Genomic DNA, 532 nt, shown 5'->3' on the forward strand with positions numbered 1-532 from the left:
GTCGTGCAGCGCGCGCGACGACGGACATTCGACCTGGATCGGCCCGGCCGCCGTCTCCACCGTGACGCGCTGCAGCAGCGCCTCGGCGACGAGCGCGCGCGTGGAGGCCGCACGGCGCGGTTTCATGGGCACGGTCGCCTTGAGCACGAGGCCCGTGAGGAAATGCGCGATGCTGCGACTCATAAGTTGTTCAGTCTCCAGCCACGGCGCCTTCGCGCCGCGGGTCGGTGCCGCCGAGCAGGCGCCGCGAAGCGCCGTCGCGCTGCACGCGGATGATGTTGGTGCCGGAATTCATCTCGCGCGCCTCGACGGGGACGCCCCGGCCGATCAGCGCCGTCGCCAGGCTCGCCGCGGCTGTGCCCTGCTCCAGTTCCGTCAGGGCATTGAGCGCGCCGACATGCGGTAAGGCTGCCGCCGCCTGCGGATCGAGGTTCCAGTCGAGCGAGCCGGCCACGGACTGCACCACGAAGCCGATGATGCGCGAGCCACCGGCGGAGCCGGTGATGAGGTCGAGCTCGCCGTCGCGGAAGGC

The 532-nt window shown here is 71.6% G+C and carries 2 protein-coding genes; both read right to left on the reverse strand.

Features of this window, described 5'->3' with window-relative positions:
- The coding region (locus AC1DWF_RS38205) for a hypothetical protein (RefSeq protein ID WP_476843603.1) at positions 1-183 on the reverse strand (183 nt) is incomplete at its 3' end.
- 7 nt (positions 184-190) lie between these two features.
- Positions 191-532, reverse strand: a 342-nt coding sequence (locus AC1DWF_RS38210; RefSeq protein ID WP_476843604.1) for a gamma-glutamyltransferase, incomplete at its 5' end; no start/stop codon positions are given.

The organism is Aminobacter sp. P4_D5 (assembly GCF_056401815.1).